Genomic DNA, 25809 nt, shown 5'->3' with positions numbered 1-25809 from the left:
CGTTCCTCGTCGTCAATGGTCGTCGATTGTGCGTCCACGCATGGTAACGAGGTGCGCCGGGGCGAAGTGCCGGGGACCGCCTCTCATGATCGGAAGAATCTCACGAGGCGCGGAAAACCCGTACGACGGGAGCCCGCGCGACAGAACGGGCAGGGCTGGATCCGGTACGACGGCGGTGCGGACCGGGGCGGAGGCCGTACGGGCAGGTCCGGAACCCGGCGCGGGCCGGGGCGGAGAAAACGCGGACGACCGGGCCGACGGGGGCACGTACCCTTTTCTGTTGTGCCGAACGCCAACGAAGAGACCTCCCCCGCACTGAGCCAGGTGCAGCGCCGCGCGGTCAGCGAACTGCTGCGGGTGTCCCCTGTCGCCGACGACCTCGCACGCCGATTCCAGGAGGCGGGATTCACTCTCGCCCTGGTCGGAGGCTCGGTGAGGGACGCCCTCCTCGGCCGCCTCGGCAACGACCTCGACTTCACCACCGACGCCCGGCCCGACGACGTACTGAGAATCGTCCGGCCCTGGGCGGACGCGGTGTGGGAGGTCGGGATCGCGTTCGGCACGGTCGGCGCCCAGAAGGCGGGCACGGTCGGGGACACCCGGCAGGAGTTCCAGATCGAGATCACGACCTACCGCTCCGAGTCCTACGACCGCACGTCGCGCAAGCCCGAGGTGGCGTACGGGGACTCCATCGAGGAGGACCTCGTCCGCCGGGACTTCACCGTCAACGCGATGGCCGTCGCGCTGCCGCAGAAGACGTTCATCGATCCGTACGACGGCCTCCAGGACCTCGCGTCCGGCGCCCTGCGCACGCCCGGCACCCCCGAGGCGTCCTTCTCCGACGATCCGCTGCGCATGCTCCGGGCCGCGCGGTTCGCCGCGCAGCTCGACTTCGAGGTCGCCCCGGACGTCGTCTCCGCGATGAAGGCCATGGCCGAGCGGATCGAGATCGTCTCGGCGGAGCGCGTACGGGAGGAGCTGAACAAGCTGATCCTCTCCGGCCACCCGCGCAAGGGCCTGGCGCTGCTCGTCGACACCGGCCTCGCGGAGCGCGTGCTGCCCGAACTGCCCGCGCTGCGGCTGGAGAGCGACGAGCACCACCGGCACAAGGACGTGTACGAGCACTCGCTGACCGTCCTGGAGCAGGCCATCGACCTGGAGGAGAACGGGCCGGACCTGGTGCTGCGGCTGGCCGCGCTGCTCCATGACATCGGCAAGCCCCGGACGCGGCGCTTCGAGAAGGACGGCGGGGTCTCGTTCCATCACCACGAGGTGGTGGGGGCCAAGCTGGTCAAGCGGCGGATGACCGAGCTGAAGTACTCGAACGAGCTGGTGAAGGACGTCTCCCGGCTGGTGGAGCTGCATCTGCGGTTCCACGGCTACGGGACGGGCGAGTGGACCGACTCGGCGGTGCGCCGGTACGTACGCGACGCCGGCCCGCTCCTGGACCGGCTCCACAAGCTGACCCGCTCGGACTGCACGACCCGCAACAAGCGCAAGGCGACCGCGCTCTCGCGTGCCTACGACGGCCTGGAGGAGCGGATCGCGCAGTTGCAGGAGCAGGAGGAGCTGGACTCCATCCGGCCCGATCTGGACGGCAACCAGATCATGGAGACGTTGGGAGTCGCCCCGGGTCCGGTGATCGGGGCCGCGTACACGTTCCTGCTGGAGCTACGGCTGGAGAACGGGCCGATGGGGCACGACGACGCGGTGAGCGCGCTGAAGGAGTGGTGGGCCCGGCAGGGCTGAGCCCACGACGAAGCGCGGAACGTTGCGGTTCGGGTCGGGGTTCGAGTCGGGTGGACCGAGCCCACGACGGAGCGCGGAACGCGCGGATCGATGTTTCACGTGAAACAACGGCCGGGGAGCGGGGTGATGTTTCACGTGAAACATCACCCCTTCTCCGTGAGCGGCCGGTGCTTCCGCCAGCGGAAGAGTCCGGCCGCGATGCCCGCGTACAGCACCGCCACCCCCACGACGAGCGGCGCCGAACGCCCGTCCGGCGGCAGTATCAGGGCCGCCACTCCCGCCGCTCCGACGAAGGCGACGTTGAACAGCACGTCATAGAGGGAGAAGATCCGCCCCCGGTACGCGTCGTCCACCGAGGTCTGCACCACCGTGTCCGTCGCGATCTTGGCGCCCTGGGTGATCAGACCGAGGACGAACGCCGCGATCAGCATCGGGACGGGGGAGAACGGCAGCCCCAGTGCCGGCTCCAGTACGGCGGCGGAAGCGGAGCACGCCACCATCCAGCCGAACGAGCCGAGCCGGCCGACCGCCGACGGCGTGACGAGGGCGGCGACGAAGAAGCCCGCGCCGGAGACGACCAGCGCGATGCCCAGCAGCCCCAGCCCGTCCTCCTCGCCGAGCGACCAGGCGTAACGGCAGAGCATCAGTACCATCACCGTCAGCGCCCCGTAGCAGAAGCGTGTCAGCGTCATCGCGATCAGCGCGATCCCCGCGTCCCGCCGCTCCGCCAGATGGCGCACCCCGGCGGCCAGGCCCTGCGCGGTGGAGGCGAGGGCGGCCTTCAGCCGGGGTTGTACGAGCCCCGGATCGGGGCCGAGCAGATCGCGCCCCAGGGTGACGGCGGCCAGTGCCGACGACAGATACAGCGCGGCGCCCAGCAGCATCACGGCAGCGTCGGACTCGGAGATGAGCAGCCGCACCACGAAGGCGAGCCCGCCGCCGGCGGTCGCCGCGAGCGTTCCGGCCGTCGGCGAGAGGGAGTTGGCGACCACCAGTCGCTCGTCCTCGACCACGCGCGGCAGCGAGGCGGAGAGCCCGGCGAGCACGAACCGGTTGACGGCGGTGACGGCCAGCGCGGAGGCGTAGAAGAGCCAGTCCGGCAGGGAGCCGAGGATCAGCAGCGCGGTGCAGGCGGCCAGGAAGGCCCGCAGCAGATTCCCGCAGAGGATGATCTGCCGCCGCCGCCAGCGGTCGAGCAGTACCCCCGCGAACGGGCCGACGAGCGAGTAGGGCAGCAGCAGAACGGCCATGGCCGACGCGATGGCGCCGGGGCTGGTCTGTTTCTCGGGGGAGAAGACCACATGCGCGGCGAGTGCGACCTGGAAGACCCCGTCGGCCGCCTGCGAGAGCAGCCGTACGGTCAGCAGACGGCGGAAGTCGGGCAGACGCAGGAGCACGCGCAGATCGCGTACGGCAGACATGGGGATCAGCGTCACACACGCCGTCCGCACCCCATGCGAAGGGTCCCCGGACAGCCTGTCCGGGGACCCTTCGGCGAAGACACGGGGCGGGTACGGGTACGGGACCCCCGTACCGGACCGGTTCTAGCGCTCGACCTCGCCCGCGATGAACTTCTCGACGTTGTTACGGGCCTCGTCGTCGAAGTACTGCACCGGCGGGGACTTCATGAAGTACGAGGAGGCGGAGAGGATCGGGCCGCCGATGCCGCGGTCCTTGGCGATCTTGGCGGCGCGCACGGCGTCGATGATGACACCGGCGGAGTTCGGGGAGTCCCAGACCTCCAGCTTGTACTCCAGGTTCAGCGGGACGTCGCCGAAGGCGCGGCCTTCGAGGCGGACGTAAGCCCACTTGCGGTCGTCCAGCCAGGCCACGTAGTCCGAGGGGCCGATGTGGACGTTGTCGGCGCCCAGGTCGCGGTCCGGGATCTGCGAGGTGACGGCCTGCGTCTTGGAGATCTTCTTGGACTCCAGGCGCTCACGCTCCAGCATGTTCTTGAAGTCCATGTTGCCGCCGACGTTCAGCTGCATCGTGCGGTCCAGGACCACACCGCGGTCCTCGAACAGCTTCGCCATCACACGGTGCGTGATGGTGGCGCCGACCTGGGACTTGATGTCGTCGCCGATGATCGGGACACCGGCCTCGGTGAACTTGTCCGCCCACTCCTTGGTGCCGGCGATGAACACCGGGAGGGCGTTGACGAAGGCGACCTTGGCGTCGATGGCGCACTGCGCGTAGAACTTCGCGGCGGCCTCGGAGCCGACCGGCAGGTAGCAGACCAGGACGTCGACCCGCTGGTCCTTGAGGACCTGGACGATGTCGACCGGCGCCTCGTCCGACTCCTCGATGGTCAGGCGGTAGTACTTGCCCAGACCGTCGTAGGTGTGGCCGCGCTGGACCGTGACACCCGTGTTCGGGACGTCGCAGATCTTGATGGTGTTGTTCTCGCTGGCGCCGATGGCGTCCGAGAGGTCGAGACCGACCTTCTTGGCGTCGACGTCGAAGGCGGCGACGAACTCCACGTCACGCACGTGGTATTCGCCGAACTGCACGTGCATCAGGCCGGGCACCCTGCCGGCCGGATCGGCGTCCTTGTAGTACTCGACGCCCTGCACCAGCGAGGCGGCGCAGTTGCCCACGCCGACAATGGCTACGCGAACGGAACCCATCCTGGTTGCTCCCTGTGTGTGATCTCAATGTTGCGATGAAGTCCCGCGGTGATGCGGAACCTCATGGGGTGGTGTCCCCGGACGGATCCGGCCGGCCGGAGGTCTCCGGAGGCGAACCCCCGGAAGCCCCCGGCGGCCGGGGCAGGCCGTCCGGTTCTCCCGTTGTACCGCTGGTGGTGGTGCTGCGGGCCGTACCGCCCGCCGCGCCGTCGTGCCGGGCGGCGGAACTTCCCGGACCGGCCTCAGGGCCGGCCCCCGAAGCGGAGGAATCGGAGGAGCCGGAAGGATCGTCGGACCGTCGCTGGTCCCGTCCAGCCCGCTCGCTCTCGATCAGCTCGTTGAGCCAGCGCACCTCGCGCTCCACGGACTCCATGCCGTGCCGCTGAAGTTCGAGCGTGTAGTCGTCGAGACGTTCCCGGGTGCGGGCCAGGGACGCGCTCATCTTCTCCAGCCGCTCCTCCAGCCGGCTGCGACGGCCCTCCAGCACGCGCATCCGTACCTCGCGCTCCGTCTGTCCGAAGAAGGCGAAGCGGGCGGCGAAGTGCTCGTCCTCCCAGGCGTCCGGGCCCGTCTGCGACAGGAGTTCCTCGAAGTGGTCCTTGCCGTCCGCCGTGAGGCGATAGACGATCTTGGCCCGCCGGCCCGCCAGCGATGTGGCGAGCGCCTCCTCGGGCGCACTGCCCGGTTCCTCGATCAACCAGCCGCTGGCGACGAGCGTCTTCAGGCAGGGATACAGCGTCCCGTAGCTGAAGGCCCGGAAGATCCCCAGCGAGGTGTTGAGCCGTTTCCGCAGCTCGTAGCCGTGCATCGGAGACTCGCGCAGCAGCCCGAGGACGGCGAACTCAAGGATGCCCGAGCGTCTGCTCACTGCTCGCCTCCTCCGTCGTCCCGGCCACTTCTATCGTTCCGATGTATCGACTCGATACATCGGAACGATAGAACACCGATGCTCATGGGACAAGAGGGGTCATCGTGAACGGCGTCACATCAACAATTAGCCACGTCCAACTTGCCTGGTTTGGTGCGAAGTTCGGCCCTCGGAGAGGTTTGACCCTGCGTAGTCTGTGCGGCATGCAGACCACCGGGAACCGCGTGACGCGTGAAAGCGTCGTCGTTCTGGATGCATGCCGGATGAGCCCGACGCCGGGCGCATCCGTATTCATCTCGGGGGACCGGAACTCAACTGCCGCTTCCAGGCGTACGCGCCTGCCCGAGGAGTAGTCGTTCGATGAGCGAGCACCGTCGCAAACAGCCACAGCCGCAGGGTGGCCAGGGTGGCGGACGAGCCGCGGCCAGGCGTGCCGCACAGCGGCCGGCCGGCCGCCGCGCGGACCCCTCCCGCGGAGTCCCCACGGCTTCCCACGCCGAGTCCCACTCCGAGCCTTATGAACCGGAGCCTTCTTACGGAGGCCGGGCCGAAGCTCGCAGGGCACAGCGAGGCCGCCGGCGCGCGGCCGAGGGTGCCGCCGGAGCGGCGGCCCGGGGACGGCGTGGCGCCGGTCCCGCCCCCGGACGGCCGCGCGCCGGGCGCCCCGGCAGGAAACGCCTGATCGACTACCCCCGCCACGACAGGGACGGCTGGCAGCGCTGGGTCCCGTCCTGGAAGCTGGCGACGGGGATCTTCATCGGCTTCTTCGGCGGCATGATGGCCGCGGCGACGATCGCGTACGCCATGGTCGGCATCCCCCAGCAGAACCTCGCCTCCAAGGCCCAGAACAACGTCTACCTGTGGGACGACGGCTCCCAGATGGTCGCCACCGGCGGTGAGGTCAACCGCCAGATCGTCGGGATCGACCGCATCCCCAAGGACATGCAGAACGCCGTGATCTCCGCGGAGAACAAGACGTTCCGCGAGGACGCCGGCGTCGACCCGATGGGTATCGGCCGGGCCCTCTTCAACATGGCCCGGGGCGGCCAGACGCAGGGTGGTTCGACCATCACCCAGCAGTTCGTGAAGAACACGCGGCTCAGCCAGGAGCAGACCCTCAGCCGTAAGTTCAAGGAGTTGTTCATCTCCATCCGCGTCGGTGCGGAGATGAACAAGGAAGAAATCATGGAGGGGTACCTCAACACCTCCTACTACGGACGCGGCGCCTACGGCATCCAGGCGGCGGCGCGTACGTACTACGGCACCGACGCCATGAAACTCAACGCCAGCCAGTGCGCCTTCCTCGCCACCCTGCTCAAGGGCGCGACGTACTACGACCCGCACGGTTCGGAGGCGATCGACCCCAAGGCCGACGCCAAGTCCAACACCGAGCGGGCGAAGCGGCACTGGAACTGGATCCTCGACGAGATGGTGAAGGACAGTCACCTCGGCGCGGCCGAGCGCGCGACGTACAAGACCTTCCCGATGCCGGAGCTTCCCAAGAAGAACGCGCAGCTCAGCGGTCAGATCGGCTATCTGGTCGACCTCGCCAAGGCGTACTTCATCAACAACAGCGGGGGGAAGTACACGACCGACGACCTGGCCAAGGGCGGCTTCGAGATCAAGACGACCTTCAACAAGAAGAAGGTCGAGGCGCTGAACAAGGCCGTCACCGAGGTCTACAAGAAGAACATCGACCCGAAGAAGCGCCCGGACAAGGACACCCACGTCGAGTTCGGCGGCGCCTCGGTGGAGGTCGAGACCGGCAAGATCGTCGCCATCTACGGCGGTCAGGACGCCACCAAGCACTTCACCAACAACGCCAACGAGACCGGTGCCCAGGTCGGCTCGACCTTCAAGCCGTACGTGCTGGCGGCGGCGATGCGCGACGGAGTGCGTGATCCCGATCTGGAGCCGGAGCAGGGCGCCGACTCCCGCAGGCTGGTGTCGCCCGACGACAGTGAGTACAACGGCGAGAACAAGCTGAAGATCAAGGAGTACGACGGCTCGATCTGGACCAACGAGGAGGGCAAGGAGTGGCACCAGCGCAACGACGGCGACAAGGACTACCCGGAGATCAACCTGCGTGAGGCCATGAAGGTCTCGGCCAACTCCCCCTTCGTCCAGCTCGGCATGGACGTCGGCATCCCGCAGGTCCGGCAGGCCGCCGTGGACGCGGGACTGCTGGAGGACAGCCTGCCGGGCGGCAACAACCCGTCGTTCTCCATCGGCATCTCCGACCCCAGCGCGATCCGGATGGCCGGTTCGTACGCCACCTTCGCCGACAGCGGCACCCAGCGCGACCCCTACTCCGTCCAGGAGGTCAAGCGGGAGGGGACCGTCGTCTACAAGCACGACCAGAAGCCCGAAAGCGCGTTCACCTCCGCTGTCGCGGACAACGTCACGGACGTCCTGAAGTCCGTGGTCATGGAGGACGGCGGTACGGGCACCGCCGCACGGCTGCCGGACGGCCGCGAGGTGGCCGGCAAGACCGGTACGACCGACGGCAACAAGTCCGCCTGGTTCGTGGGCTACACCCCGCAGCTCTCCACCGCCATCGACATGTACCGGCTGGACGACAACGCGGAGAACAAGAACCGCGAGTTCCTGGAGATGTTCGGCACCGGCGGCCAGGAGAAGATCCACGGCGCCTCGTTCCCGGCCGAGATCTGGCAGGACTACATGACGGTCGCGGTGAAGGGCACGAAGATCCTCACGTTCCCCGAGCCCGAGCCGGTCGGTGAGGCCGTCTACGGAGGCGGTCTGAGCAGCCCCGAGCCGAGCCCGACCGAGACGCCCTCGGAGACGCCCTCCGAGTCCCCGTCGGAGTCGCCGTCCGAGTCGCTCGAACCGTCCCCGACCGAGTCCGAGACCTGCCAGCCGGGGGACAACGGCTGCCAGGACGGCGGCCCCGGCGGTCCGGGCGGCGAGGACCAGGGCGGCGTCATCGGAGACCCGGGCGCCACGTCCAGCGGACCACCCGAACCCGGCGACCCGCAGGGCGGTGACGGCGGAGGCTTCATCAACGGCGGTGGCGGCGGTGGTGGCGGCCGCGGGGACGAGGACGACAACTGACGAGTGACCCTGACCGGACCCACGACCGGGACCGGATCGGCGACTGATGGCTGACGACCGGGCCCGGACCGACCACCGGGACCGGTGAGAGGCCCCAGCGGGGCCCGGCAGCGAGACGAAGGCCGTCGCACCACAGGACGTACACCGCGCGTGTACGGCCCCGGTGCGGCGGTCTTCGCCGTGCCCGGGACGCCGTACGGCAGGATGGGCGCCATGCCGAGCACAGAAGACACCGCGCTGCCCACGGACCGGCCGGTCGTACCGCCCACCAGGCGGGACAGGATCGCCGCGGCCGGCAGCGAGCTGATCGGCGGTCCCATCGGCCGCTGGGCCTGGTACGGCGGCAGCCGGCTGACCCCGGTCCGGGTGGTCGCGCTCGTGATGATCGGGATGTTCGCGCTCGGCATGGTGCAGAAGATGCCCTGCTACGAGTGGGCGTGGTTCCGGGGCGCCAGTTCCCAGTACACGCACGCGTGCTACTCCGACATCCCGCACCTGTTCCTCGGGCGGGGATTCGCCGACGGCCTCGTGCCGTACTTCGACCGGCTCGACGGCGACATGCAGTACCTGGAGTACCCCGTACTGACCGGGCTGTTCATGGAGGTCGCCTCCTGGCTCACCCCCGGCGGCGGCTCCATCCAGCACCGCGAGCAGATGTACTGGATGGTCAACGCGGGCATGCTGATGATCTGTGCGGCGGTCATCGCCGTCTGCGTCGCCCGCACCCACCGGCACCGTCCCTGGGACGCCCTGTTCCTCGCCCTCGCGCCCGCGTTCGCGCTCACCGCCACCATCAACTGGGACCTGCTGGCCGTCGCGCTGCTGGCCGCCGGGATGCTGATGTGGTCGCGTGGCCGGGCACTGGCCTTCGGCGTGCTCATCGGTCTCGCGACGGCGGCCAAGCTCTATCCCGTACTGGTGCTTGGGCCGCTGCTGCTGCTGTGCTGGCGCGCGGGGCGGCTGCGGGCGTTCGCGGTCGCGCTGGGCGGTGCGGCGGGCTCCTGGCTGGTGGTGAACCTGCCGGTGATGCTGCTCGCGCCGGAGGGGTGGAAGAAGTTCTACACCTTCAGCCAGGAGCGGCAGGTGGACTTCGGATCATTCTGGCTGATCATCACCCAGCGCTCCGGACAGTCCCTGGAGGTCGACACCGTCAACACCTGGTCGATGGTGCTGATGGTCCTGGCGTGCGCGGGGATCGCGGCGCTCGCGCTGTCGGCGCCGAGGCGGCCCCGGTTCGCGCAGCTCGTCTTCCTGGTCGTGGCGGCGTTCATCCTGACCAACAAGGTCTACTCGCCGCAGTACGTACTGTGGCTCGTCCCGCTCGCCGCGCTGGCCCGGCCCCGGTGGCGCGACTTCCTGATCTGGCAGGCGTGCGAGGTCATGTACTTCCTGGGCATCTGGATGTACCTCGCGTACACGACGAGCGGCGACGCCCACAAGGGACTGCCGACGGAGGGCTATCAACTGACCATCGCCCTGCATCTGCTGGGGACGCTGTACCTGTGCGCCGTCGTCGTACGGGACGTCCTGACGCCGGAGCGCGACGGCGTACGGCGCGACGGGTCGGACGATCCGTCCGGCGGGGTGCTGGACGGGGCGCGGGACGTGTTCGTGCTGGGGCGGGCCGCCCGGCCCGGGGAGCGCGTGGCGCACGGCGTGGAGACCGCGCAGCGGGTGTCGTGGGGGGTGCGGCCGCCGGGGGCCGCCTGAGAGGCGTGCGACGCGTGTGTGACGTGTGCGTGCGCCGTAAGGTGTGCGCGTCGGAAACGGCGGGGGCCGGGCTTTCTCAAGCCCGGCCCCCGCCGTTTCGTCACGTCCGCCGTTTCGTCACCTCGGTCCCGCCCGGCGGTGTTCCGGTGAAACCGGCGGCCCGCCGCTCCGGTGGCTCAGCGGTCCACGAGCCGGTCGAACTGCGTCGTCGTGTGGCGAAGATGCGCCACCAGTTCGTCGCCGACCTTCGGCTCCTGCGCGTCGGCCGGCACGAACAGGATGGACACCTGCATGTGCGGCGGCTCGGCGAACCAGCGCTGCTTGCCCGACCAGACGAACGGCGAAAGATTCCGGTTGACCGTCGCCAGGCCCGCCCGCGCCACGCCCTTGGCCCGCGGCATGACTCCGTGCAGCGCCTTGGGCGCCTCCAGCCCGACCCCGTGCGACGTACCGCCCGCGACGACCACCAGCCAGCCCTCGGAGGCGGTCTTCTGCTGGCGGTAGCCGAACCGGTCGCCCTTGACGACGGGCGTCACGTCCAGCACGGCGCCCCGGTACTGCGTCGCCTCGTGGTCGCCCAGCCACAGCCGCGTCCCGATGCGGGCGCGGAACCGCGTCTGCGGGAACTGCCGCTGAAGACTGGCGAGCTCCTCGGCGCGCAGATGGCTGACGAACATGGTGTGCAGCGGAAGCCGGGCCGCGCGCAGCCGGTCCATCCAGCCGATGACCTCCTCGACGGCCTCGGAGCCGTCCGTACGGTCCAGCGGCAGGTGGAGGGCGAAGCCTTCGAGCCGTACGTCCTCGATGGCCGTGTGCAGCTGGTTCAGCTCCTCCTCGCGGACGCCGTGCCGCTTCATGGAGCTCATGCACTCGATGACGACACGGGCGCCGACCAGGGCGAAGACGCCGTCGACCGAGGAGACCGAGCGGACGACCCGGTCGGGCAGCGGTACGGGCTCCTCGCCGCGCCGGAAGGGGGTCAGCACGAGCAGGTCGCCGCTGAACCAGTCCTTGATGCGGGCGGCCTCGTAGATGGTGCCGACGGCGAGGATGTCGGAGTCGAAGCGGGACGTCTCCTCGGAGAGCCGCTCGTGGCCGAAGCCGTATCCGTTGCCCTTGCAGACGGGGACGATGCCCGGGAACTGGTCGATGACCGACTTCTGGTGCGCCCGCCAGCGCGCGGTGTCGACGTAGAGGGAGAGCGCCATGCCGGTCCGGAACCTTTCTCGTGGCTGCGGTGTATGAAGAACATGAAGAATATGGGCGTTCTTGGGGTGTTGGGGGCCTTGCGCGATATTCGTCGTCGCGTCCGGCGATGGGCGGCCCGGTCCCGGTTCCGGGCCGGTGTCAGGGACGGGGCCGGTGTCGGTGTCGGGCTCGGGTCAGCGGCGGGACATGTACATGTCGAGAGCCTTGTGGAGGAGCTTGTTGAGCGGGAAGTCCCACTCGCCGACGTACTCGACGGCCTCGCCACCCGTGCCCACCTTGAACTGGATGAGACCGAACAGGTGGTCCGTCTCGTCGAGGGAGTCGGAGATACCGCGCAGGTCGTAGACGGTCGCGCCCATCGCGTACGCGTCCCGCAGCATCCGCCACTGCATCGCGTTCGAGGGCCGGACCTCCCGCTTGTGGTTGGCCGACGCCCCGTACGAGTACCAGACGTGGCCGCCCACGATGAGCATCGTCGCGGCAGCGACGTTCTCCCCCTCGTGCCGGGCGAAGTACAGCCGCATGCGGTTGGGGTCCTCGGAGTTGAGGACGGTCCACATCCGCTGGAAGTACGAGAGGGGCCGCGGCCGGAAGTGGTCGCGCTCGGCCGTGATCTCGTACAGCCGCTGCCACTCCTCCAGGTCGTCGTAGCCGGCCTGGACGACCTCGACACCCGCCTTCTCCGCCTTCTTGATGTTGCGCCGCCACAACTGGTTGAAGCCCTTGAGGACATCGTCCAGGGAGCGGTTGGCCAGCGGCACCTGGAAGACGTAACGCGGCTGTACGTCCCCGAAGCCCGCCCCGCCGTCCTCGCCCTGCTGCCAGCCCATCTTCCGCAGCCGGTCGGCCACTTCGAAGGCACGCGGCTCGATGTGGGTGGCCTCGACGTCGCGCAGCCGCTTGACGTCCGGGTCCTGGATGCCGGACTTGATGGCCACGGAGTCCCAGCGGCGGATCACCACCGGGGGGCCCATCTTCACGGAGAACGCGCCCTGGTGCTTCAGATGGGCGAGCATCGGCTGGAGCCAGTCGCCGAGGTTGGGGGCGTACCAGTTGATGACCGGGCCCTCGGGCAGATACGCCAGGTAACGCTTGATCTTGGGCAGTTGGCGGTAGAGCACCAGCCCGGCGCCGACCAACTGGCCGTCCCTGTCGAACCAGCCCAGGCTCTCCGAGCGCCACTCCGTCTTCACGTCCGCCCACGCGGGGACCTGGCAGTGGCTGGCCGCGGGCAGGCTCTGGATGTAAGCCAGATGCTGCTCGCGACTGATGGTGCTCAGCGTCAGGGTCATGCGGGGCGCTCCTCGCAGATGTGTCCCCATGGAGATAGGGGGGCTCCGGCTCTCGCGCCGAAGCCTACTTGCAGCGGGAGCGCCCCGGCTTGGGCACGGGGCGGACCAGGACACGGCGGGTCCCGGTCCGGGGACCCGGTGGGTCAGTCGAACACGCCGCCGAAGAGGCCGCCGTGCGCCATGCCGAGGTAGAAGCCGACCGCCGACGACCCCAGGCCCATGATCAACGCGAACCGTTCGTGGGTCGTCACCGAGTGGAACTGGCCGTACAGCCCCGTGAGGATGCCGACGAGTCCCGCCCAGGAACTGAGCAGATGCAGGTTGTGGAACATTCCGGTGATGAAGGCGAGGACGCCCAGCACCCCCGTCACCCAGAGCAGGGTGTCCTGGAGCGGATGGGGCCGGTGATCGGTGGCGAAGAGGGAACCGGTCGGCTTCGACCGCGTCCTCGGGTGCACTGCCTGTGCCATGGGGCACCTCCTGGCGCCTTGCCGGAGGGCGGCGCATCGTAGCGTCGCCCGTCCCCGATGTGTCCAGAGTGCGGTCGAACCCGGCCGGATTTCAACCGGAAGCCGGTCTGCGGGTAGTCTGTACGGTCTGCACCGGTGTCTGCCCTGGCCAGAACGCGATCGCCGCTCGTCGAGCGGGATCGCCGAGGCGTTGTCAGTGGTGGCCGATACCGTTGCGCACGCATCACGACCCTCCTGCCACGGAACGACCGTGGCCGCTGAGTCCAAAGGAGGTGGGTTCCACATGCGTCACTACGAGGTGATGGTCATCCTCGACCCCGATCTCGAGGAGCGAGCAGTCTCCCCGCTGATCGAGAACTTCCTCTCCGTCGTCCGTGAGGGCAACGGAAAGGTGGAGAAGGTCGACACCTGGGGCCGTCGTCGTCTCTCCTACGAGATCAAGAAGAAGCCCGAGGGCATCTACTCGGTCATCGATCTGCAGGCCGAGCCCGCGATCGTCAAGGAGCTCGACCGACAGATGAATCTGAACGAGTCGGTCCTCCGGACCAAGGTCCTCCGTCCCGAGACCCACTGAGCCCTCGGCTCAGCGGTCATCGGTCCGAGTAGCAGCCAGCAGCAGCCAGCAGTAGAAGCAATCCCCGCCGAGAGGTTCACCCAATGGCAGGCGAGACCGTCATCACGGTCGTCGGCAATCTCGTCGACGACCCCGAGCTGCGTTTCACCCCGTCCGGGGCGGCGGTCGCGAAGTTCCGTGTCGCGTCCACTCCCCGCATCTTCGACAAGCAGACCAACGAGTGGAAGGACGGCGACGGCCTGTTCCTGACCTGCTCGGTCTGGCGTCAGGCTGCGGAGAATGTCGCCGAGTCGCTTCAGCGGGGCATGCGCGTCGTCGTGCAGGGCCGGCTGAAGCAGCGGTCCTACGAGGACCGCGAGGGCGTCAAGCGCACGGTCTACGAGCTGGACGTCGAGGAAGTCGGCCCCAGCCTGAAGACCGCGACGGCCAAGGTCACCAAGACCACCGGTCGCGGTGGCCAGGGTGGTTACGGCGGCGGTGGCGGCGGCCAGCAGCAGGGCGGCGGCAGCTGGGGCGGCGGCCCCGGTGGTGGTGGCCAGCAGGGCGGCGGAGGTTCCTCCGACGACCCCTGGGCGACCAGCGCGCCGGCCGGCGGCCAGCAGGGCGGCGGCGGAGGCGGCGGCTGGGGCGGGAACTCCGGGAATTCCGGCGGTTCCGGTGGCTCCGGTGGCTCCGGCGGCGGCTACTCGGACGAGCCGCCCTTCTAGGGCAGCTCGCTCCACACTTTCTTGATCACACAGGAGAAACACCATGGCGAAGCCGCCTGTGCGCAAGCCTAAGAAGAAGGTCTGCGCATTCTGCAAGGACAAGACCCAGTACGTGGACTACAAGGACACGAACATGCTGCGGAAGTTCATTTCCGACCGCGGCAAGATCCGTGCCCGCCGCGTGACCGGCAACTGCACGCAGCACCAGCGTGACGTCGCCACGGCCGTCAAGAACAGCCGTGAGATGGCGCTGCTGCCCTACACGTCCACCGCGCGATAAAGGGAGGGTGACGCAACCATGAAGATCATCCTCACTCACGAGGTCTCTGGCCTCGGCACCGCCGGCGACGTCGTAGACGTCAAGGACGGATACGCCCGCAACTACCTGGTCCCGCGTGGTTTCGCGATCCGCTGGACCAAGGGTGGCGAGAAGGACGTCGAGCAGATTCGTCGTGCTCGCAAGATCCACGAGATCGCCACCATCGAGCAGGCCAACGAGATCAAGGCCCGCCTCGAAGGCGTGAAGGTGCGTCTGGCTGTTCGCTCCGGCGACTCCGGCCGCCTCTTCGGCTCCGTCACCCCGGCCGACCTCGCCTCGGCGATCAAGTCCGCCGGTGGTCCGGACGTCGACAAGCGTCGCATCGAGCTCGGTTCGCCGATCAAGACCCTGGGCTCGCACCAGGTGTCCGTGCGTCTGCACCCCGAGGTCGCCGCGAAGTTCGGCGTCGAGGTCGTGCCCGCCTAGGCTTTCGCGCCCAGGCGTGTTCAGTCGCTCAGGTCGCCGGGTTCGCCCGGTGACCGGCAGACAGTGAGAGGGCCGCACCCCAGCCGGGGGTGCGGCCCTCGGTCGTGGCCCTGCTGGTCTTGGTTTCACGTGAAACCGTACGGGGGCGAGGTGGCGCGCGCCGTGGGTGCCGGGCCCGGCGCGGGGTGCTCGTGGCGTTCAGCGGGTGGCACCGGTGACCAGCCAGTGGCCGGACCGGGTACGCAGCCACAGCGTCAGCATGCGGACGCCCATCATCAGTGTCATGGCCCACCACAGGGCGGTCAGCCCGCCCCCGAACACGGGCACCAGCAGGGCGACCGGGGCGAAGACGGCCAGAGTGACGACCATTGCCCTGGCCAGATACGGGCCGTCGCCGGCGCCCATCAGCACACCGTCCAGCACGAAGACGACGCCCGCGACAGGCTGGGTGACCGCCACCACCAGCAGAGCGGGCAGCAGGGTGTCCTGGACCACCTGGTCCCCGGTGAACAGCGGGACGAACAGCGGACGCGCCAGCACGATGAGCACCCCGAGCCCCAGGCCGGAGACCACGCCCCACTGCACCATGCGGCGGCAGACCTCTCTGGCCCCTCGTGTATCGCCCGCCCCCAGATAGCGGCCGATGATCGCCTGCCCGGCGATGGCGATGGCGTCGAGCGCGAAGGCCATCAGGCTCCACAGCGAGAGGATGATCTGGTGCGCGGCGACATCGGCGTCCCCGAGGCGGGCGGCGACGGCGGTGGCGATCATCAGGACCGCGCGCAGGGAGAGCGTGCGGACCAGTAGGGGGACGCCCGCGTGGGCGCTCGCCCGTATACCGGCGAGGTCCGGCCGCAGCGAGGCGCCGTGGCGGCGGGCGCCCCGTACGACCACCACGAGATAGGCGGCGGCCATGCCGACCTGGGCGACGACGGTGCCCCAGGCGGAACCGGCGATGCCCAGCCCGGCGCCGTAGACGAGGGCCACGTTCAGCACCGCGTTGGCGGCGAAACCTCCGATGGCGACGTACAGCGGGGTCCGGGTGTCCTGGAGGCCGCGCAGGACACCCGTCGCCGCCAGGACGACGAGCATGGCGGGGATACCGAGACTGGAGATGCGCAGATACGTGATGGCGTACGGGGCGGCCGTGTCCGAGGCACCGAAGAGGTCGACGAACCAGGGCGCCAGGGGGAAGGTCACGGCGATCACGACGGTGCCCAGCAGCAGGGCGAGCCAGATCCCGTCCATCCCCTGCCGGATGGCCGCCGGGAGATCGCCCGCGCCGACGCGGCGGGCGACGGCGGCCGTGGTGGCGTACGCGAGGAAGACGAAGACGCTCACGGCGGTGCCGAGCAGGGCCGCGGCGATGGCGAGACCGGCGAGCTGCGGGGTGCCGAGATGGCCGACGATCGCACTGTCGACCATCAGGAAGAGGGGCTCGGCGACGAGCGCGCCGAAGGCGGGCAGGGCGAGGGCCACGATCTCGCGGTCGTGCCGTCGGCGGCCGGCCGTGGACCGGTCGCCGGAGTCCGGCCCGGGTGCCGTGGGGACCTGTGTCATGCGCTCAATCTAATCTTCCACAGGTAAGAGACACAATGCCGATGGGGTCCTTACCTTGCAGCGGGAGGCGGGCGCTGCTGTGCGCCGTTTGCTCGGATCGTGGACCGGTCGGAAAAGTTTTTCTCCCCCACAGCCGGTGGATGGAGAAATCGCAGGTCAGAGCCATGGTGTGGCGAGCGTCGCGAGGTTGTCCACAACGCTGTCCCCCGGTCCGTGCACAGGTTCCCCGGAGTTCTCCACAGCATATGGTCCTTCGTCCACATGGCCTGTGGATAACCAGATTGGCGGACGGTCCCGACGGGCCTACCGTGGACCGACGTCCGACGCGCCGGAACCGGAGCCTGGCCACCAGATTTGTCAGTGCCGTGCCGTAGAAAGAGGGCACGGCGAGGTCCGCCGGGCGGACGGGAGGAGGTGGCCGGTGAGCATTCCCGAGCCGTTGGAGGGCCCCTGGACCGAAGCCGGACCGAGCGATCGTCTGCCCGTCTCCCGCCAGCGCCGGGGCGAGGGCAGAGGCCGCGAGGAGCAGCACGAACGCGGCAGGGACACCCCGTGGGAGGGCGGATCGCCCGGCTTCGAGCGGGTGCCGCCCCAGGACCTCGAAGCCGAACAGTCCGTGCTCGGCGGCATGCTGCTCTCCAAGGAGGCCATCGCCGACGTCGTGGAGATCATCAAGGGCCACGACTTCTACCGCCCGGCGCACGAGACGGTCTTCCAGGCGGTCCTCGACCTGTACGCGAAGGGCGAGCCGGCCGACCCCATCACGGTGGCCGCCGAGCTGACCAAGCGCGGGGAGATCACCCGCGTCGGCGGGGCGCCGTATCTGCACACCCTGGTCCAGACGGTGCCGACGGCGGCCAACGCGTCGTACTACGCGGAGATCGTCCACGAGCGCGCGGTGCTGCGCCGGCTGGTCGAGGCGGGCACCAAGATCACGCAGATGGGATACGCGGCGGACGGCGACGTCGACGAGATCGTCAACTCCGCTCAGGCGGAGATCTACGCGGTGACCGAGCAGCGCACCAGCGAGGACTATCTGCCGCTCGGCGACATCATGGAGGGCGCGCTCGACGAGATCGAGGCGATCGGTTCACGCAGCGGTGAGATGACCGGTGTGCCGACGGGGTTCACAGACCTCGACTCGCTGACGAACGGGCTGCACCCCGGTCAGATGATCGTCATCGCGGCCCGTCCCGCGATGGGCAAGTCGACGCTCGCGCTGGACTTCGCGCGCGCGGCGTCCATCAAGAACAACCTGCCGAGCGTGATCTTCTCCCTGGAGATGGGGCGCAACGAGATCGCCATGCGCCTCCTCTCCGCCGAGGCGCGGGTGGCGCTGCACCACATGCGCTCGGGCACGATGACGGACGAGGACTGGACCCGGCTGGCCCGCCGGATGCCGGACGTCTCCCAGGCCCCCCTCTACATCGACGACTCGCCGAACCTGTCGATGATGGAGATCCGCGCCAAGTGCCGCCGTCTCAAGCAGCGCAACGGACTGAAGCTGGTCGTCATCGACTACCTCCAGCTGATGCAGTCCGGCGGCGCCAAGCGGGCGGAGAGCCGCCAGCAGGAGGTCTCGGACATGTCGCGAAACCTCAAGCTGCTGGCGAAGGAACTGGAACTGCCGGTGATCGCGCTCTCCCAGCTGAACCGTGGCCCCGAACAGCGCACCGACAAGAAGCCGATGGTCTCCGACCTCCGCGAGTCGGGCTCCATCGAGCAGGACGCGGACATGGTCGTCCTCCTGCACCGTGAGGACGCCTACGAGAAGGAGTCCCCGCGCGCGGGCGAGGCGGACCTGATCGTGGCCAAGCACCGTAACGGCCCGACGGCGACCATCACGGTGGCCTTCCAGGGCCACTACTCCCGCTTCGTGGACATGGCGCAGACCTGAGCGGTCGTGCTGTAGGGCCTCACTTCCCGTGTCGGAATCTCAGGATTGATGTCGGATACGACATCGTCGTGAGATTCGCCAGGCTCTTGAGGCCGAATTCGCTCAAATGTATGGACCTTCCAAGCTCTCTTGGTGCACGTACTGCCGTACGGCCCAGGCGCCCGCGACGCAGGCCGCCTCGGTGATTACGACAGCAGATTCGGGATCACCGCCGAGCTGCCCGTCTCGGAATGGGAAGGCCACGGCCCCGAACAACTCACCTTCGAGGAGTTCGAGGAAGTCCGGGGGTCTGCCCGTCGCCAAATTGCGGCCCGGCCAAGCTGACCTCTCGGTCCCGCGTGTTGGCGTACTCGCCTTTGTGCAGATCCGCCTACGGATGAACGTGCAGAGCAAGGAGACCTGTGAAGCGCGAGAGTCCAGGTTCGAGATGATGGAGCGGTGTCTCTTCGCTATTTCAATCAGACTGGCTGGACCGCGATCTTCAACGGCACCGACACCGAGATCGGCCGCATGGTGCGTGTGGAGGGCTGGGACCAGGCGACCGGGACGGCCTTGGTCGCCGATCCCAAGCGCGGCGCCCTGCGTCCGGTAACGGACTACGAGGACTTCTCCCACTTGGAACGAGCTGACCAGGTCGTGGCCGCGGTGCCGGGTGGAGGGTGGCTGGTGCACTGGAAGGATGAGGGGCCAGGAGGAACGCCGCTGACGAAGCAGGTACTGGCCTGGCTCATCACCTCGCAGGGGCGGGCGACAGCCATCACGGTCGATGCCCAGGGGCATGTCGAGGATGCCGATGGCGCCGACGCCTTCATCCCGCCGGGCGAGGGCCCGGTGTCCTGATCGGAGCTGGTCAGGCCACGTCGCTTCCGCCGACCGGGCACTCGATCAGTCGCTGACCACCCGCTGAAAGATCTCGGAGAACTCGCCGCTCCCAATCAGTCCGGCGATCACGGCGGTCATGTTGTCGATGCCCGGATCCCTGACGATCAGACCGTCCGAGACCCAGAAGTACCGGCCCCCAAGGGCCTCGTCGGTTCCTGCCCAGAGCTTCATCAGGCGCTCGACTTCCGCGACGGTGAACACAGTCGCAGTCCAACGAGATCCATCCTTCAGAGTCACGAAGACATCGACGTTGCAGACATCGTCCAAGCCCTCGCCGTCGCTGGGCAGGAACGACGCCTGGAAGTCCTCCGTGCGGACCCGATACCAGGGCTCGTCCCACCCTCGCTCGATCGCTTCAGACGATGTGCTGTGGCTCATCGCGCGAGTGTCCCTGGTCGGAGCATCCATCTCAACCGAGATCCTCTGCCGCACTGCTTCCGCGGTCAGAGCCGGGGACATTCGTCCGTACGCAACTGGGGAGGTTCGTATGCCGACACCGCGGGGGGTTCTTGGCATCATCGCGGCATGACCCCGACCTCCCCCGCACCGTCCGAGCCGTCGACACTGCTCAGCTCCTAAACCTGGCCCAGGAGGCCGCCATGCATGGCTTCAGCCAGCGGCTCCCGGTCTACTGGCTCCGGGATCACCTCGCCGCAGAGGCGACACACTGCCTGTTCCCGACGCTCGTGCAGCGGCTCACGCACCATCCCGAGACGCCGCTGCAGTGGAGGTGCCAGCAACTGCTGACCGTCAACACCGGCGAACAGATCTGGGGTCTGCTCGACGTCCTTCCGGTCACCTTCGACAAGATCCCGGAGACCTTGGACACGGCGTCCAAGAAGAACATCGTCAGCCGCATCGAGCGAGCAGTGAAGGTGCGCGAGTGGATGGAACGGATGGCTGACGGACAGTCTGAGGAAACGACATCGCTCTGAGACAGCAGCTGGCCGACACGTCGTGAGACTGAAGGGAAACATCCTTGTCACAGCGGCGGCGCCTGACACCGAAAGTGAGAACCTACACGTGCGTTCTCACTGGTCCTTTCAGCGTCCCACTGTGCTGCGCGCGGCACTGGCGAAGTCCCGGGCGGCGGCCTCGCTCACTGGCTGGTCCGCCTCGGTCTCGCCGGCCCGGGTTGTTCTGAGGCTCATCGGGCTTGGCGTTTTTCATCGGGCCTGCCGTGACCGATGAGTTTTGTGCGGATCCGTGGTCGATACGGCAGGACACACCGACAGCGGTGGTCCTGTGCCGGGGACGTTCCGGTGCGGGAGGAAGCACATGGAGGCTGTGATGAGCGTCGACGACTCCGACCAGGGGCACGCGATCCGGACGGGCGGGCAGGAGACACGGGTGAGCGGTCCCAGGGTGCTGGTCGCGGGGGCGAGCATCGCGGGACCCGCGCTGGCCCACTGGCTGCGCCGGCGGGGGGCCGAGGTGACCGTGGTGGAGCGGGCTCCCGAGCTGCGTCCCGGCGGGCAGGCGGTGGACGCACGCGGGGTCGCCAAGGAGGTCATCGGGCGTATGGGGTTGGACGCGGCGGTGCGGGCGGCGTGCACCGACACCGCCGGCGCGCACACCGTGGACGCGGACGGGCAGGTGCTGGAGACCTTCCGTGCCGACGACGACGGTGGCGACGGGTTCATCGCGGACATCGAGATCCTGCGCGGGGACCTGTCCCAGGTGCTCTACGACGACACCCGCGAGGGCGTCGAGTACGTCTTCGGCGACCGGATCGCCGAGCTCGCCCAGGACGCGGACGGCGTCGACGTGGTCTTCGCGGGCGGCGACCGGCGGCGCTTCGACTTGGTGGTCGGGGCGGACGGGCCGCACTCGGAGCTGCGAGCGATGGTCTTCGGGCCGCACGAGCGGTTCCTCCGCCACCTCGGGCACATGCTGGCCTTCTACAGTGTGCCCAACGAGTTCGGGCTGGACCGCTGGCTGCTGGAGTACCAGGATCAGGAGTCCGGGCGCTCCGCCCTCCTGCGGCCCATCCAGGACGCCACCCGGGCGATGGCCATGTTCTACTTCGCCCCGGCCGACTTCGACGTCGACCACCGTGACGTCGCGGCCCAGAAGATCCTGCTGAGGGAACGGATGGCGGGCCTGGGCTGGTTGGCCCCGGACATCCTCGCGCACCTGGACGACACCCCGGACTTCTACCTCGACCAGGTCGCCCAGGTGGTGATGGACCGCTGGTCGAGCGGACGGGTGGGACTGCTCGGGGACGCGGCGTTCAGTTCGTCGCCGATGTCCGGGCAGGGCACCGGGCTGGCCCTGGTCGGTGCCTACCTGCTGGCCGGAGAGCTGGCCGCCGCCGGATGGGACCCCGACGCCGGGTTCGCCCGCTACGAGGCGCGGATGCGCTCGTTCGTCGAGGCCAACCAGGAGATCGGCCGGTTGAACGCCCGCAGCCGCGACGTCTCCGGGCCGGACGCCGAGCCGCTCCCCGATTTCGCCGGCGACTGGTTCACGGAGCTGGTCGGGCGCGCGATCAACGGCGTCGAGCTGCCCGACTACGCGGGGGTGCCGGACTCCGCAGCTCCGGTGAGCGCCGATCACCTCGGCGCTCACCGGAGCTGACAGGATCATGGGGACATCCACCCGTGACGTCCAGGCCCGTTGATCCCAGCCGGAGTGCTCACCCGTCTCGTCTCAAGGCAGTTGTCAGTACGCGGCTCGCCGGCGTGGCTCGCTGACACGATGGATGAGAACGTACAAAGCCGCCCACTTGTACGGGTGATGGGGCTCCGGCGCCGGCGGGAAGCCGCTCAGCGCCTCGTCTCGTACCTGGTCAGGACCACGCCGTGGGGAAACGTCCGTGTCTCCACCAGGTTCAGGTTCACCCAGCTGTCCAGCGCGCTGTAGAACGGCGTGCCGCCGCCTACCAGGACCGGATGGGTGACGACCACGTACTCGTCGATCAGCCCGGCGCGCATGGCCGCCCCGGCGAGCGTCGCGCCGCCGATGTTCATGGGGTCACCGTCCTCGGCCTTGAGCCGCGTGATCTCGGCGATCGCGTCACCGGTGACCAGGCGGGCGTTCCAGTCGACCGTGTCGATCGTCGAGGAGAACACCACCTTCGGCGTGTCCCGCCAGTTCCGCGCGAACTCGATCTGCGCCGGGCCGGCGTCGGGCAGCTGGTCGCCGGTCGGCCAGTGGGAGCTCATCGCCTCCCACAGTTTGCGCCCGTACAGCGCCACGCCGCTCGCCTGCTCGTGGTCGAGCCACAACTGGAACAGCTCGGGGCTCGGCGGTCCGCCCCAGCTGATGTCGTCGCCGGGCGCGGCGATGTAGCCGTCCAGGGTCAGGTTCGCGCCGTAGATCAGTTTCCGCATGGCTCTGCCTTCCGTCCGTGGGTGTCCGGCGTATGGACCAGCGAGGCGCGGAAAACTCATCGGCACGCGACCCGGGCTCGCCGGTTCTCCTCGCACCCGGGGCTCAGCGTGGTGCACTCGACCGACTCGGGCAACCCGCCTGATCCCGGCCGCGACCTCGCGAGGAAGTGCCACGGAAGTGACACCGATCATGGGTGAGACAGCCGAGAACGCCCAGGTCACGCAAGATCGACATGTCACGAGGGGCGAGATCGTACAGGCCGGTCGCCCGTCAGCGAAGGCTCCTCGTCATCAGTCGTTCTCTGACCCCGTCCTCGGGCAGAAGGTCTCCGAGCTCTCCGGAGAAGTCGAAACCGTGGCGTCGATACAGCGTCACGGCGGGCTCGTTGCCCGGGAGCACCGTCAAGCGCAGCGTGGTGGCGCCCGTTCGTCGGGCCCATTCCTCCACCGTTGTGACCAGGAGGTCTCCGACGCCGCGGCCCCGGGCCTCGGGGCTGACCCAGACCGATCTCAGCTCGCGGGTGTCGCCGTCCACCGGCAGCCCGCAGGCCATTCCCACCGTCCGCCCGCGAAGAAGCGCGACGAGGTTGTGCGATCCCGGCACGGCCAGCCGCGCCCGCCACCGGTCCTCCCCGCCGTGGTGCCAGTCCCCGAGGCGGGACTTGAAGGAGTGCGGAGCCTCGGTCAGGGCGGCGAGACGCACGTCCCGCCACAACGGCCAGTCGTCGGTCGTGAGAACGCGCAGGCGCACCATGTGCGCGAGTCTGCCGCGTCGTCCCTGGAGCGGTCCACCATCGCTCCGCGGTGTGCCGCGTACAGGACGGCTTCCGGCACGACGTGGCGGCCGTGAACGGGCGTGCGGTGGGCGGCCGATGCCGGATCCGTCCAGGCTCACCTTTCGCCGCCGCGTACGGCCGGGGCCGCCCGGAGCTAGTCGGAGCCCCCGCCTCCCCCGCCTCCCGAGTCGAAGCCGCCCGAGCCCGAGCCCGTGTCCTGGTCGTGGTGGGTGTCGCGGTCACGGTCCGGGTCGGTGGAGTTGGCCAGGCGGATCAGCGACCGTCCCAGCCCGGAGGGGACCGAGGTGGCCGCGACGACGCGGCGCAGTCGTCGGTCGGGGTGGGCGGGAGGGCCGTCGATCACGTACGCGGGGAAGGTGCCCGCACGCTTCGCCTCCTCCAGGCGTCGCACGCCCGCCCGGGTCGGGCGGCGCCGTGCGAGGGTGAGCAGGCCGAGCGCCACCAGGGTGCGCCGGATCTCCGCGACCTCCGGTCCACCGCGCACGGAGGCGGCGACGCCCGCCAGGCTTCTCCCCCAGGGGCAGGCGGCGAGGACCGCCTCTTCCACCGGGTGTTCCACGAGCCCGTCGCCCTCCTCGGCCGGGCGGACCCGGGGGCCGGCGACGGTGACGGCCCCCCGGTCGCGCAGGGCGAAGAGCGCCGTGTCGCACACGCGTTGAGGTCCGCCGGCCAGATAGGCCACCTCGTACGCGTCCAGCGGTCGTTCGGCCGCCGAGACACGCCGCCGGATCGTTTTCCGCACAGGAATCCCCCCTGTCCCCGATGTCGCCTTTCGCCAGTATGGGGCTGATGCCCCGAACAAGGCACAGCACGGCGGCAGTTCAGAGGAAGACTTGAGGTGCGGGACGCGGGGGCACCCGCCCCGGTAGGAGGGCAGCCCGCACGGGTCCGTATATGAAGTCGACGGGGCCGTGTCCTACCGATAGATGTGGACCATGACCTCACCCTTCGAAGAACTTCTCCCCGGTACGCGGCGGGCCTTGCTGCACCGCGTCGCCACCGCGCAGGCCGAGGGCCGCGCCCCCTCGCTCGTCGGCGCGGTCGGGCGCGACGGGCACACCGTCTGGTCGGGCGCGCGCAGTTGTGTGGACGGGCACGAGCCGGACGCGGACACCCAGTACCGGATCGGCTCGATCACCAAGTGCTTCACCGCCGTTCTGGTGCTGCGGCTGCGCGACGAGGGGCTGCTCGATCTGGCGGACCCGCTGGAGAAGCATCTTCCCGGCACGGGCGTCGGCGAGGTCACCGTTGCCCAACTCCTCAGCCATGGGGCCGGTCTGGCCGCCGAGACGCCCGCGCCCTGGTGGGAGCGGACGCCGGGAACGACCCGCCCCGGTCTGGCCGATGTGCTCGGCGAGCGGCCCCTGCTGCATCCCGCCGGCCGACTGCACCACTACTCCAACCCCGGCTACACGCTGCTCGGTTCGCTGGTCGAGGCCGTACGGGGCGCCTCCTGGGAGGAGGTGCTGCGGCGGGAGATCCTGGAGCCGCTGTCGATGCGGCGTACGACCGTCGAGCCCGTCGCCCCGGCGGCCGGCGGCTGGGCCGTGCACCCGTGGGCGGACGCGATCCTGCCCGAGCCCAGCGAGGATCTGGGCCTGATGGCCCCGGCGGGCCAGCTCTGGTCGACCGCCGACGATCTGTGCCGCTTCGGCGCGTTCCTCGCCGAGGGCGACGACCGGGTGCTGAGCGCCGCGTCCGTACGGGAGGCCCGCACACCCGCCACGCCGCCCGAGGGCGGGGAGTGGGACGGCGGTTACGGGCTCGGCCTCCAGCTCGTCCGTCACGGCGGACGCACACTCGTCGGGCACACGGGCTCCCTGCCGGGCTTCGTCGCCGCGCTCTGGGTGAGTGTCGAGGACGGACTGGTCGCGGTGTCGCTGGCCAACGCCACCTCGGGGCCGGCGGTCGGTGCCGTCGCCGCCGAGCTCCTCGGCATCGTGGCGGACGCCGAGCCCCGGATCCCCGAGCCCTGGCGGCCTCTGCCCGAGGTCGATCAGGAACTGCTGTCGCTGACCGGACCCTGGTACTGGGGCGCGGCCCCGTTCGTCCTGCGGGTGACGGCGGACCGCGGCCTGGACTTCAGGCCGATGCGGGCGGCGGGCCGCCGCTCCCGGTTCGTGGCGCAGCCGGACGGCACCTGGAAGGGGCTCGACGGCTACTACGCGGGGGAGACGCTGAGGGTCGTCCGACGCCCGGACGGCGGGGTGAGCCATCTCGATCTCGGCTCCTTCGTCTACACCCGTGAGCCGTACGAACCGGGGGACGCGGTGCCGGGCGGGGTGGATGAGCAGGGCTGGCGCGGTCTGTGA

23 protein-coding genes are annotated in these 25809 nt (G+C 69.3%); 12 read left to right on the top strand and 11 right to left on the bottom strand.

The window, feature by feature from the left end; translation table 11 throughout:
• The first annotated feature begins 282 nt into the window (after nucleotides 1–282).
• Entirely contained in the window at nucleotides 283–1749 is a 1467-nt protein-coding gene (locus tag OG875_RS15495) for a CCA tRNA nucleotidyltransferase (protein WP_330174823.1), read from the top strand.
• Between the two features lie 143 nt (nucleotides 1750–1892).
• Here OG875_RS15495 and OG875_RS15490 read toward each other — a convergent pair whose 3' ends face one another.
• The 3 genes from OG875_RS15490 to OG875_RS15480 all read right to left on the bottom strand — a co-directional run bounded on the left by OG875_RS15490 (nucleotide 1893) and on the right by OG875_RS15480 (nucleotide 5244).
• Nucleotides 1893–3170, bottom strand: a complete 1278-nt coding sequence (locus tag OG875_RS15490) for an MFS transporter (protein WP_330174822.1) — start codon at nucleotides 3168–3170, stop codon at nucleotides 1893–1895.
• 123 nt (nucleotides 3171–3293) lie between these two features.
• The gene (locus tag OG875_RS15485; protein ID WP_330174821.1) at nucleotides 3294–4376 is read right to left on the bottom strand and encodes an inositol-3-phosphate synthase; all 1083 of its coding nucleotides are present in this window, start codon (nucleotides 4374–4376) and stop codon (nucleotides 3294–3296) included.
• Between the two features lie 61 nt (nucleotides 4377–4437).
• A complete protein-coding gene (locus OG875_RS15480) occupies nucleotides 4438–5244 on the bottom strand; it encodes a PadR family transcriptional regulator (protein WP_330174820.1) in 807 nt (268 codons plus the stop codon).
• An 804-nt stretch (nucleotides 5245–6048) separates the two neighbouring features.
• Between OG875_RS15480 and OG875_RS15475 the strand changes: the two genes are divergently transcribed.
• Together OG875_RS15475 and OG875_RS15470 are read left to right on the top strand one after the other, a co-directional pair.
• The gene (locus tag OG875_RS15475; RefSeq protein ID WP_330174819.1) at nucleotides 6049–8319 is read left to right on the top strand and encodes a transglycosylase domain-containing protein; all 2271 of its coding nucleotides are present in this window, start codon (nucleotides 6049–6051) and stop codon (nucleotides 8317–8319) included.
• 213 nt (nucleotides 8320–8532) lie between these two features.
• Nucleotides 8533–10029, top strand: a complete 1497-nt coding sequence (locus OG875_RS15470) for a glycosyltransferase family 87 protein (protein WP_330174818.1) — start codon at nucleotides 8533–8535, stop codon at nucleotides 10027–10029.
• Between the two features lie 176 nt (nucleotides 10030–10205).
• On the opposite strand, the gene OG875_RS15465 is transcribed toward OG875_RS15470, so the two are convergent.
• From OG875_RS15465 to OG875_RS15455, 3 genes are all read right to left on the bottom strand, one after another.
• The gene (locus tag OG875_RS15465) at nucleotides 10206–11237 is read right to left on the bottom strand and encodes an alanine racemase (RefSeq protein ID WP_330174817.1); all 1032 of its coding nucleotides are present in this window, start codon (nucleotides 11235–11237) and stop codon (nucleotides 10206–10208) included.
• 174 nt (nucleotides 11238–11411) lie between these two features.
• On the bottom strand, nucleotides 11412–12530 hold the full coding sequence (locus OG875_RS15460; protein WP_330174816.1) for a lipid II:glycine glycyltransferase FemX: 1119 nt from the start codon (nucleotides 12528–12530) through the stop codon (nucleotides 11412–11414).
• Nucleotides 12531–12673: 143 nt separating this feature from the next.
• A complete protein-coding gene (locus OG875_RS15455; RefSeq protein WP_330174815.1) occupies nucleotides 12674–13000 on the bottom strand; it encodes a hypothetical protein in 327 nt (108 codons plus the stop codon).
• A 283-nt stretch (nucleotides 13001–13283) separates the two neighbouring features.
• Between OG875_RS15455 and rpsF the strand changes: the two genes are divergently transcribed.
• The 4 genes from rpsF (at nucleotide 13284) to rplI (ending at nucleotide 15026) form a co-directional block, all read left to right on the top strand.
• Nucleotides 13284–13574: a 30S ribosomal protein S6 gene (rpsF, locus tag OG875_RS15450; RefSeq protein WP_073787253.1), complete on the top strand. Its 291-nt coding sequence runs from the start codon at nucleotides 13284–13286 to the stop codon at nucleotides 13572–13574.
• An 83-nt stretch (nucleotides 13575–13657) separates the two neighbouring features.
• The gene (locus tag OG875_RS15445; protein ID WP_330174814.1) at nucleotides 13658–14281 is read left to right on the top strand and encodes a single-stranded DNA-binding protein; all 624 of its coding nucleotides are present in this window, start codon (nucleotides 13658–13660) and stop codon (nucleotides 14279–14281) included.
• A 43-nt stretch (nucleotides 14282–14324) separates the two neighbouring features.
• The gene (gene rpsR, locus OG875_RS15440) at nucleotides 14325–14561 is read left to right on the top strand and encodes a 30S ribosomal protein S18 (RefSeq protein ID WP_003967857.1); all 237 of its coding nucleotides are present in this window, start codon (nucleotides 14325–14327) and stop codon (nucleotides 14559–14561) included.
• Between the two features lie 18 nt (nucleotides 14562–14579).
• Nucleotides 14580–15026: a 50S ribosomal protein L9 gene (gene rplI / locus OG875_RS15435; protein WP_330174813.1), complete on the top strand. Its 447-nt coding sequence runs from the start codon at nucleotides 14580–14582 to the stop codon at nucleotides 15024–15026.
• Between the two features lie 198 nt (nucleotides 15027–15224).
• On the opposite strand, the gene OG875_RS15430 is transcribed toward rplI, so the two are convergent.
• Nucleotides 15225–16586, bottom strand: coding sequence for an MATE family efflux transporter (locus OG875_RS15430; protein ID WP_330174812.1), 1362 nt, complete (start codon nucleotides 16584–16586; stop codon nucleotides 15225–15227).
• A gap of 421 nt (nucleotides 16587–17007) precedes the next feature.
• Between OG875_RS15430 and dnaB the strand changes: the two genes are divergently transcribed.
• Both dnaB and OG875_RS15420 read left to right on the top strand, forming a co-directional pair.
• Entirely contained in the window at nucleotides 17008–18483 is a 1476-nt protein-coding gene (dnaB, locus tag OG875_RS15425; RefSeq protein ID WP_330174811.1) for a replicative DNA helicase, read from the top strand.
• Between the two features lie 438 nt (nucleotides 18484–18921).
• Entirely contained in the window at nucleotides 18922–19323 is a 402-nt protein-coding gene (locus OG875_RS15420; protein WP_330174810.1) for a hypothetical protein, read from the top strand.
• Between the two features lie 45 nt (nucleotides 19324–19368).
• Here the strand turns inward: OG875_RS15420 and OG875_RS15415 are convergent, their stop codons facing one another.
• On the bottom strand, nucleotides 19369–19743 hold the full coding sequence (locus OG875_RS15415) for a hypothetical protein (RefSeq protein ID WP_330174809.1): 375 nt from the start codon (nucleotides 19741–19743) through the stop codon (nucleotides 19369–19371).
• A gap of 221 nt (nucleotides 19744–19964) precedes the next feature.
• Here OG875_RS15415 and OG875_RS15410 point away from each other — a divergent pair, with 221 nt between their 5' ends.
• On the top strand, nucleotides 19965–20300 hold the full coding sequence (locus OG875_RS15410) for a hypothetical protein (RefSeq protein ID WP_330174808.1): 336 nt from the start codon (nucleotides 19965–19967) through the stop codon (nucleotides 20298–20300).
• Nucleotides 20301–20655: 355 nt separating this feature from the next.
• Complete coding sequence (locus OG875_RS15405) at nucleotides 20656–21945, top strand: FAD-dependent monooxygenase (protein WP_330174807.1); 1290 nt, start codon at nucleotides 20656–20658, stop codon at nucleotides 21943–21945.
• A 188-nt stretch (nucleotides 21946–22133) separates the two neighbouring features.
• Here OG875_RS15405 and OG875_RS15400 read toward each other — a convergent pair whose 3' ends face one another.
• From OG875_RS15400 to OG875_RS15390, 3 genes are all read right to left on the bottom strand, one after another.
• Nucleotides 22134–22700: a dihydrofolate reductase family protein gene (locus OG875_RS15400; protein ID WP_330174806.1), complete on the bottom strand. Its 567-nt coding sequence runs from the start codon at nucleotides 22698–22700 to the stop codon at nucleotides 22134–22136.
• A 271-nt stretch (nucleotides 22701–22971) separates the two neighbouring features.
• Nucleotides 22972–23454, bottom strand: coding sequence for a GNAT family N-acetyltransferase (locus OG875_RS15395; RefSeq protein ID WP_330174805.1), 483 nt, complete (start codon nucleotides 23452–23454; stop codon nucleotides 22972–22974).
• Nucleotides 23455–23630: 176 nt separating this feature from the next.
• Nucleotides 23631–24239 carry a TIGR04222 domain-containing membrane protein gene (locus OG875_RS15390; RefSeq protein ID WP_330174804.1) on the bottom strand — a complete coding sequence of 203 codons (609 nt, stop codon included), beginning with the start codon at nucleotides 24237–24239 and terminating at the stop codon, nucleotides 23631–23633.
• 193 nt (nucleotides 24240–24432) lie between these two features.
• On the opposite strand from OG875_RS15390, the gene OG875_RS15385 reads away from it, so the two are divergent.
• Nucleotides 24433–25809 (top strand): serine hydrolase domain-containing protein, encoded by a 1377-nt coding sequence (locus OG875_RS15385; RefSeq protein ID WP_330174803.1) that lies wholly within the window; start codon nucleotides 24433–24435, stop codon nucleotides 25807–25809.

The sequence above is a fragment of the Streptomyces sp. NBC_01498 genome (assembly GCF_036327775.1).
Taxonomy (GTDB): domain Bacteria; phylum Actinomycetota; class Actinomycetes; order Streptomycetales; family Streptomycetaceae; genus Streptomyces.
This window is presented reverse-complemented; position numbering and strand designations above follow the sequence as displayed.